This is a genomic window from uncultured Aquincola sp. (genome assembly GCF_964001545.1).
In the GTDB taxonomy this organism is placed as follows: domain Bacteria; phylum Pseudomonadota; class Gammaproteobacteria; order Burkholderiales; family Burkholderiaceae_C; genus Aquincola.
Genome location: NZ_CAXFDV010000060.1, coordinates 1 through 1,947, shown reverse-complemented (window position 1 = coordinate 1,947; position 1,947 = coordinate 1). Strand labels below are relative to the sequence as shown.

The following is a 1,947-nucleotide window of genomic DNA, read 5'->3' as shown; positions in this document are numbered from 1 at the left end:
CCAGCACGGCCAGGCGGCGCGCCAGGAACAGCGTCATGCACACCCCCGGTGGGCGGGTGGCAGGCTGTCAGCGATCGGTACGGAAAGGAAGGACGGCGGGTGCAATCAGGAACCGGGTCGTCGGGCCCATCGGGCTGAAGTGCCCGATGATGCCCGAAGCCCGGCGCCGATCAGCGCCGGCTCGAGTCAGTTGCTGGTGTGGCGGTCGGCCGCGGCGAACAGGTCGGCCGCGAAGCCGGGGTCGTGGCGAGCCACGCCGCGGGCGTAGCGGCGCACTTCTTCAGCTTCCACCGACTTGACGGCGGCCAGCTTGGCGGCGCGGCGACGCTCGGCGATGTTGGTGAAGGTGCTGACGATCAGACCCACCAGCTTGGCGCCACGCGGGGTGGCTTGGTAGCGGGGGACGAAGACGTTGCTGGTCGTGCTCATGGTGTTTCCTTCAGGTCGCGCTGCTCACGCGGGCAGCGGCGACAGATGTGTGGAGGCAGTCGTTTCCGGCTCGGGGCTCAGCGGTCGCGCTGGGGGCGCGCAAAGGCGGCGAGTTCGGGAAACTGGCTGGCGTGAAGTGCGGCAAACTGGGCCAGTTCGGCCTGGGCGCGGCGTTGGCCGGCCTGTTCCAAAGCCTTCCAGACGCCACGTCCGGCGCGGCGCAGCCATGCACCGGCAGGTGCCTGGGCCGAGGTGGCGGGCTTCAGGGGCAGGGTGGCAGCGGTGTGGGACATAGCGACTCCTTGTGGGCTCATGTCTGTGGGATGTACGTAGTATCGGGTTTACCCTGACCTTTCTAAAGCGAATTCGCTGCACATGAGATATTCATGGCGTTCATGACATGCCGGCCAGCGTCAACTTCCGCCACCTCGACCTGAACCTGCTGCGGGTGTTCGACGCGGTGATGCACGAGCGCAACCTCACCCGCGCCGCGCAGAACCTGGCGCTCTCGCAGTCGGCCGTCAGCCATGCGCTCAAGCGCCTGCGCACCCTGCTGGGCGACGAGCTGCTCACACGCACCGCCTTCGGTGTGGTGCCCACGCCCAAGGCGGAGGCGCTGTGGCCCAGTGTGCGCGACGCGCTGGCGCAGCTGGAGCGCGCCATCGCGCCGGCCACCTACGACCCGCAGACCGACAGCGCCAACCTGTTGCTGCTGATGTCCGACGCCACGGCGGTGACGCTGCTGCCCCCGGTGGTGGCCCGGCTGGAACAGATGAAGGCGCAGGCCAACCTGCAGGTGCTGCCGCTGGTCACGCGCGACCCGCGCAAGTTGCTTGAAAACAACGAAGCCGACTTCGCGATCGGCTACTTCCCGGCGGCGGTGATGGCCATCCTGCGCCAGGGGCTCGACTCACCGCTGCGGCGCGAGCGGCTGTATGAGAGCGAATACCACTGCGTGATGCGCGAAGACCATCCGCTGGCGCAGGGCGAGATGACGCTGGATGGCTTTTGCGAGGCGCTGCACCTGTCGGTGAGCCTGTCGGGCCGGGCGCATGGGCCGATCGACGCTTCGCTGGCGGCGCTGGGCCGGCAGCGGCGGGTGATGCTGACGGTGAACCAGTTCTTCACCGCCGGGCAGATCGTGGCGCACTCCGACCTGCTGACGGTGCTGCCCACCTCGTTCATGCGCGCCACCGGCCACCAGGAGCGGCTGGTGACGCGGCCGTTGCCGGCCGAGCTGCAGATGAGCGGGCTGCAGGTGGAGATGCTGTGGCACTCGCGCCACGATGAGCAGCCCGCGCACCGCTGGCTGCGCGGGCTGATGCTCGAAGCCTGCGGCCGCGGCTGTTGAATGCAGCCCCCAAGGTCCGGGCTGCGCCCGGCCCGTCCCCCCGAGGGGGAGCAAGGAAGCTTGGGGCGGCCCGGCGCTTCCTCGATTGGGCCCCCAAGGTCCGGGCTACGCCCGGCCCGTCCCCCCGAGGGGGAGCAAGGAAGCTTGGGGCGGCCCGGCGCTTCCTT

General features: G+C 69.5%; 3 protein-coding genes. 1 reads left to right on the top strand and 2 read right to left on the bottom strand.

Annotated elements, in window-relative coordinates; translation table 11 throughout:
* Window positions 1-186 precede the first annotated feature (186 nt).
* Both ABNT58_RS02175 and ABNT58_RS02170 read right to left on the bottom strand, forming a co-directional pair.
* Window positions 187-429, bottom strand: a complete 243-nt coding sequence (locus tag ABNT58_RS02175; protein WP_348751873.1) for a hypothetical protein — start codon at window positions 427-429, stop codon at window positions 187-189.
* 77 nt (window positions 430-506) lie between these two features.
* The gene (locus ABNT58_RS02170) at window positions 507-722 is read right to left on the bottom strand and encodes a hypothetical protein (protein WP_250198502.1); all 216 of its coding nucleotides are present in this window, start codon (window positions 720-722) and stop codon (window positions 507-509) included.
* 107 nt (window positions 723-829) lie between these two features.
* Between ABNT58_RS02170 and ABNT58_RS02165 the strand changes: the two genes are divergently transcribed.
* Window positions 830-1,780: a LysR family transcriptional regulator gene (locus tag ABNT58_RS02165; RefSeq protein WP_348751872.1), complete on the top strand. Its 951-nt coding sequence runs from the start codon at window positions 830-832 to the stop codon at window positions 1,778-1,780.
* Window positions 1,781-1,947 lie beyond the last annotated feature (167 nt).

Coding starts and splice junctions, on each gene's coding strand:
- ABNT58_RS02170 (WP_250198502.1), bottom strand. CDS start 722: ATGTCCCACACCGCTGCCACCCTGCCCCTGAAGCCCGCCACCTCGGCC.
- ABNT58_RS02175 (WP_348751873.1), bottom strand. CDS start 429: ATGAGCACGACCAGCAACGTCTTCGTCCCCCGCTACCAAGCCACCCCG.
- ABNT58_RS02165 (WP_348751872.1), top strand. CDS start 830: ATGCCGGCCAGCGTCAACTTCCGCCACCTCGACCTGAACCTGCTGCGG.